The sequence below is a fragment of the Vibrio sp. 03_296 genome (assembly GCF_002265885.1).
In genome coordinates this window covers 1-6,864 of sequence record NZ_NPKW01000081.1, presented here as the reverse complement: position 1 = coordinate 6,864, position 6,864 = coordinate 1, and the positions used below count along the sequence as shown (strand labels likewise).

The 6,864-nt window shown below is 48.5% G+C and carries 2 protein-coding genes; both read right to left on the bottom strand.

Features of this window, described 5'->3' with window-relative positions:
* Window positions 1-716 precede the first annotated feature (716 nt).
* On the bottom strand, window positions 717-5,270 hold the full coding sequence (locus CIK04_RS10600; RefSeq protein WP_097353688.1) for an SslE/AcfD family lipoprotein zinc metalloprotease: 4,554 nt from the start codon (window positions 5,268-5,270) through the stop codon (window positions 717-719).
* 1,392 nt (window positions 5,271-6,662) lie between these two features.
* Window positions 6,663-6,864: MBL fold metallo-hydrolase RNA specificity domain-containing protein (locus CIK04_RS10580; protein ID WP_325205707.1), on the bottom strand; the 202-nt coding region annotated here is incomplete at its 5' end.

Genomic DNA, 6,864 nt, shown 5'->3' with positions numbered 1-6,864 from the left:
AAGAAGGAAAAGTTAGAAAACAAGGATGAGAGAAACACCAACAGCACCGTCTCACATAAAACTCAGCACATCCCCGCCACGCCCCCCTACCGTCATTCCCGTGCACACGGGAATCCATTCATCCACGCACGCCGGATGTCGCGTTTGGAAATACACTCACCCCAGACAACAACATAGATCAAAACTGACAACAACACTGGCAATGAAGCGGTAATACCGAGCTACAAGACTCGCTGTACGATGGATCCCCGCCTTCGCGAGGATGACGAGAAAAAGGATAGAAAGAAAAAGCCGACAGTCCGAAGTAAGAAGGAAAAAGTTAGAAAACAAAGGATGAGAGAAAACACCAACAGCACCGTCTCACATAAAATCTCAGCACCCGCCACGCCCCCCCCAGTTGTCATTCCCGTGCACACGGGAATCCATTCATCCACGCACGCCGGATGTCGCATTTGGAAATGCACTCACCACAGACAACAACATAGAGCGAAACTGACAACAACACTGGCAATGAAGCGGTAATACCGAGCTACAACACTCGCTGTACGATGGATCCCCGCCTTCGAAAGGATGACGAGATAAAAAATGAAAAAGAAAGGAATCGACCTAGCTCAAATATAAGTCAGAAGTGTAGAAAACTAGAAAACTAGAAAACTAGAAAGGCAACTGCAACTTAGCACGAAAACAAAGGCCCTAGAGAGTTAGGGCCTTGTCTATTATCTTGATAACTTATTTATCGCTAATGGATCACTTTGTGGCTCAGGCAACTTGAGCGCTTTCACCTTATCTAGCCCACTTTGCGTAATCCCACCTTCATACCTCGGTGTTGGGTCACCTGGGTAGAGAAACGCTTTAGACCCCGGATTCCACGCTTGGAAGAAAGCACTCAGATCCGTTTGAGCAGCATAAGAGGCGCAAAGCATCAACATGTCACTCTTTCCAAACCCCGAGGTTTGACACATGTTCTCACCTTTTAGCTCAGACAAACCCTCAGTCTCATTACGCGTTAATCGATGCATTAACTTAAAGAGGTTCCACCCTGTGATCCCTTCTTCCGAGCTGTAGTACCTTGGCAACTCATCGCCATACCACTGCTGAATATCAAATTCACTCTCGGCCCACTCTTTAAGTTGTGCAAACATCACTAAGCGCTCACCCGCACCGCCTGCGCCCCATGCATGACCACTCTCCATACGCACAAAATCTGGCGCGATTCGGATATCTTGCTCAACGCGTGCCATTTTTCCTAAGTACTTATCCTGCATGTACAACGCCAGTAGGTTATTCACCACTTCGGTTGCGCCATCCACATTAAACGGAGCCTCTGCAGCGTTATGCCCAACCTCATGCCATAACAACCAGCTGTTCAGTGGCGCTGTATTTAGACTTTGGCTCTTAGCATTAAAGCTCGCATTCATCACTGGGTAACCGGAGTGAGCTGCGCCAATACTGATCGCGACATCATTTACAAAGTGATGACGGTTGTTAGGATTGCTCTGACTGGTCGCTTGACGATTTAAGCTCCCTTCAACCCCTTCATCACGAGCGTAAAAGTCATTGAGATCTGCCGAAAAACGATCGAGATCCTGAGCGAACTGTTCGATACCGCCAGCGTAACCAGCAGCATTCAAGTTTGCTTTCGGGGCTGTAAAGACAAAGGTATCTGAAATCACCTCACCCATTGGCGCAGGAGAGCTCAGTGGATTTTGCCATTTGCCCTGTTTAAACAGAGGCGCATCGACCGTGCCACTAAACGTTAAGCTCACTTGCTCGCTATTGCCACCTTGGGCATAAATCAAACCACCATAAGGAACGGTAAACTGCTGACTTGTGGCATGGCCACCACCAATAACAAACGACTTGGTCATTCTTGGTGGACGCTGCAAACCGAGCTCATGTTTTTCACGACCGGTTAAATCATCCGCCAAAGCGATGGTGATAGTGACTGGCGCTTCCTCCCCAACCACCGACACCGTAAACGGCTGCTGCGCGACCGCCCACTGGCCTGTTGGCTGGCGGTTGCCCGCAAACCATGCAGTCGTCAAGTTACGCATATCCAAAGTAACATTGCGGCCACCCGCCCCCTCACCAGCTTCCCCGGGGAATGCACGGACATCCACCTTGATGTCTAAATCCCAAAAAGAACGACCAAGCATTAATCGGGTTAACGGCTTTTCCATGTAGTTAAGCGGATAACTTGGGTTCATTTGACCAGAATAACCACCAGCCTCATCACCATAGACCATGTTCAACCGGCTCAACTCAGATTTCACCTCTTCTGGGCAATGAGTATTACCGCCTGCCACATCATTGGTGTAACAGTTTAAGAATTGAGTAAAACGCTGGAAACCTAACTCATCATCACTCTGTGATTCGTAGCGATAATCAAGGTCGTTCCATAGCCAAACCGTCATATTTTGGTAGATACGGTTGAGATCAACACTGCTTAAGCGCTCACCCATTTTCCCTTTGGTGCGGAAATAGCGCTCATGCTGATACAGCGCCTCAATATTAGTCCCTAAGTTAGCGGCTTTCACCATGGCTTGCGATTCCGCTTCACCAAGCTTGAGCTCAGTGTAGTAAGGCACATACATACCCCCGCCAGTGGCTATGCCGTTCCCTGGGCGGTATTCCAAACAGTTTACTTCATAATGAAATTGGCTATCGTTACACTCTTGATAAGCGGGCTTTCCGTTGACCAAGAAGGCGTTCAAAATGCGTTGTTTCGCCACAGCAAGGCTGTCTTCATCCAATATAGGCTGTTGATGTTCATCGACAACCACATGGCCCTCTTCATCTTTACGCCAATGCTGTGCTTCATCAATAAAGGCGACGTTAATGATCGGGTTGCCATTCTTATCCAGCACTGGCTCACCCTGCTCATCCAACTCAGGCCAACGTGCCATCTCTAGATTGGGTTTATCGTCTGGCTTGCCTTCTACTTGATATTGCCACTCAACCGAACCATCGTTTTTAATGGTGTACGGCAACATCGGTTTACCATCAGCGCCTTGTACCGCCGCATAGCGCTCCAACACCCAAATACCGTGCTGACGCTGATTACGCGGGCGATCAGGATAACCGCCACTTGGCCCATTGCCATTTGACACCACACTTTGCCCCATGCCAAACGCGATACCCGCACTATCGAGTAGCCGAGTGACCTCCCCCGCGTTAGCACGATTGATGATGGTTTCCATCATCAAAACATTGCCACCACGATTTACGTACTCAATGAGATCCGAGACGTCTTGCTGGCTCAATTTAGGCTTATTGGTATTGGCGCTCATCGGCAGATCGTACGCGCCGATGCCCTCATGACCTAAATACTCATACCCATTGATGATCACAATCGGCATAGCCTCAGGGTCCAGATTCACAAAATCAGAGAGTTGCTCCGTTTTAGACGCTAAACGACGATCGATAACAAAATCGGCCAGCTCACCCATCACTTGGCCATGACGCTTAAAGTAGACATAAGGAATATTGGTACCAACCGTCAGTTCTTGCGCCGATTTGCCGGTTAAATAACGCAGCGTATTGGCAAAGAAGTTTGCCATGTCGTCAGTGTCGCCGGATTGCTTACACGAGCCACCTGGATTCACCCCGCCATTCCAACTAAAGCCATTCGGACAAACCAACACACTGTTGTATCGCGCGTTGCCCATCACCATCACTTTGCCTTTGCCCAGCTCACCAATGCTCATGAAAGGCAGATTGAAGGTTGCCGTTTCCGCCGACACTTTTTCTGGCACTACCGAAGAAGGGGCTTCGGTGATAAACGCCAGACCTTGCGCATCCCAAGCTTTCGGTTGACCAAAGTCGATCCAGTAATTGTTGTCGTTACGAGCCATCATGACCGGAAACGCGCTATTGGCAATATTCACCGCCGCCTGACCACGTGCATTACCCGTACTTCCGTAGAAGTTGGTGCTGTCATGGAACACATGGAAACGTTCTACTTTTTTCCATCCAGCTTGCTGCACTTGCTGAGTGGCCCCCCAAAGCTTTTGGATATCCGCCTGAATGCGGCTTGCTTGCGGATCGAGTGCGCCTTTAACCACTGGCATTTCAAAGGTTGAACGAGCAGATAGTTTGGCGAGCTGCTGATCGATATCTGCCGCGAGGCCATGAGCAAATTGCTGTTCAAATTCACCCGGAACCAGCTGCGTTTGGCCTCCCCCCACGTCAAGTAACGTATCATCACTATTGAGCGACAAAGAGATCGCTTCATTGACCACGTTCGGATAGAGGGCAAAAACCTCGGTAACTTTTTGAGGAAGCGTTACGTCACTGGTAGTAAGGTCAGCATAACGATGCACCAGCTTTTCAACGTTTTTCCCCTCATTTCCTTGAGCGAGCTCAGTCAGGTGAAAGGCAGTTTTATTACCACGTATCTCACCCAGTTCAAACGTATCGATAGCAAAACTGATGTTTTCGCCCCAAGAGAATTCAAAGCGGCCATCACCGATCATACTTCCTTGCTTATCGACTCCAGTGACACCTCGACCATGGGTACTGAAATACGCAATACCATTGACAGGCAAACCTTGCTCATTGAGCAACTGTGCTTGAGTTAAGATAACTTCGCTCGGTTTATAAACCAGAGACTCTTCAGCACTTGCTGAGACGAAACCACTCGTTAAGTCACTCGATGCGCCGGGCGTCACCGCCGGTGCAACATCGGGCACATGCGTCGAAGGCTGCTTATCCACTTGGTTATCATTACTCACTTTCTCGGTGATCAACGCTCGAAACTCATCAACAGGCATGTCTAGATTGTGGTCAAAATAATGTTCGAACGTGAGCGCATCGCGTGACGAAGACAAATCCAGCTCTATTGTATTGCCCTGAGTGCTGCCGATGTTTTTAATCAGCGTTTGAATATTGCTCAGACGTACTGGAGAGGCTTTATATTCATCGGCTTGAGCGAGCGGCAAAACTTCCACATTGACGGCACGACTGCGAGTTTGTTCCGCAACGTATGGGGTAGTAAAGGTTGCAAGTGTGCGGCCTTGCACCATACACACCACATCCTCTTTTTGGGGAACATCGAACTGATTCGCAGGCCCACCATTACACTCAATCGAACCGCTCAACATCAAGTGCCCATCCAAAGATAAGGCGCTAACGATGATCGGATCATCAACCCCAATATCGGGCAGCTCGGGTTCAACTGTTGGAGGGAGAACGGGGGCAAGCACTCGCTCTTCACTACCACAAGCCACCAGCATAGAAGCAATCAAAAGCGACAAAAGGCTTCGTTTCAAGATGTCATCCTTCTTAAGATACATTGAACAAGCAGACTTTCTTAATTAGCTCAAATCAAGAAGAAAAAGACGAAAGAACTGCAATTAAATTAATTTTAAAGCTCATTTTTTACAGTTCAATATTCTATATATGAATTAAAATTTGGGAAATAGAAATGAATCAGTACATCTGAAAATGTGGCAGAGACAGAGATTTCGTCATAACGAGCCATACCCCCAGCTGTCATTCCCGTGCTCACGGGAATCCATTCATCCACACGCGCCGGAAGTCGCGTTTGGAAATGCACTTGCCACAACCAACAACTACATAGAGCAAAACCAATAACAACACTGGCAATGAAGCGGCAATACCGAGCAACAACACTCGCTGTACGATGGTTCCCCGCGTTCGCGAGGATGACGAGCGGAGAGACTGAGAGAAGCTAACAGACAGAAAAAGGATGAGACAAGACACATCAACAGCGACACTATCCCATAAAAATCAGCACACCGCCGCCATACCCCCTGCTGTCATTCCCGTGCACACGGGAATCCATTCATCCACACACGCCAGATGCCACATTTGGAAACGCACTTGCCACAACCAATAGCTACATAGAGCAAAACCGACAACACTGGCAATGAAGCGGTAATACCGAGCTACAACACTCGCTGTACGATGGGTCCCCGCGTTCGCGAGGATGACGAACTGAGAGATAGAAAGAGGCTAACAAACCGAAGTTGTAAAGAAGAAATTTGAATAACAAAGGATAAGATGAGACAAGACACATCAACAGCGACACTATCCCGTAAAAAATCAGCACACAGCCGCCACGCCACCGGCTGTCATTCCCGTGCACACGGGAATCCATTCATCCACACACGCCAAATGCCACGTTTGAAAACGCACTTGCCACAACCAACAACTACATAGAGCAAAACCAATAACAACACTGGCAATGAAGCGGTAATACCGAGCTACAACACTCGCTGTACGATGGATCCCCGCGTTCGCGAGGATGACGAACTGAGAGATAGAAAGAGGCTAACAAACCGAAGTTGTAAAGAAGAAATTTGAATAACAAAGGATAAGATGAGACAAGACACATCAGCAGCGACACTATCCCGTAAAAACTCAGCACACCGCCGCCATACCACCCATCGTCATTCCCGTGCACACTAGAATCCATTTATCCACACGCGCCGGATGTCGCGTTTGGAAACCCCCTTGCCACAACCAACAACATACATAGAGCAATACCGGTAACAAAGCGGTAATACCGAGCTACAACACTCGCAGTACGATGGATCCCCGCGTTCGCGAGGATGACGAGCGGAGAGAGAAAGGACTAGAGACTAGAAACTGAGCAAGTAAAAGACAGAAATGGAGAGTATCAACAAAGAACGAGGAACCTAAAGCTGCATTGCTCGAAGCAGACTTAGCTTTGCTTCCTCTTCACCATGGATCAAATGAATCTCCTTCGGCTTTTGCGCAATACCTTGAATAAACGCCAGTAGATCGGCTTGGTCTGCATGGGCCGAGTAGCCAGACATCGTATGTATCTGAGCTCGAACTTCCACCATTTCGTGCTCAATTTGTACCGTTTTCGCGCCA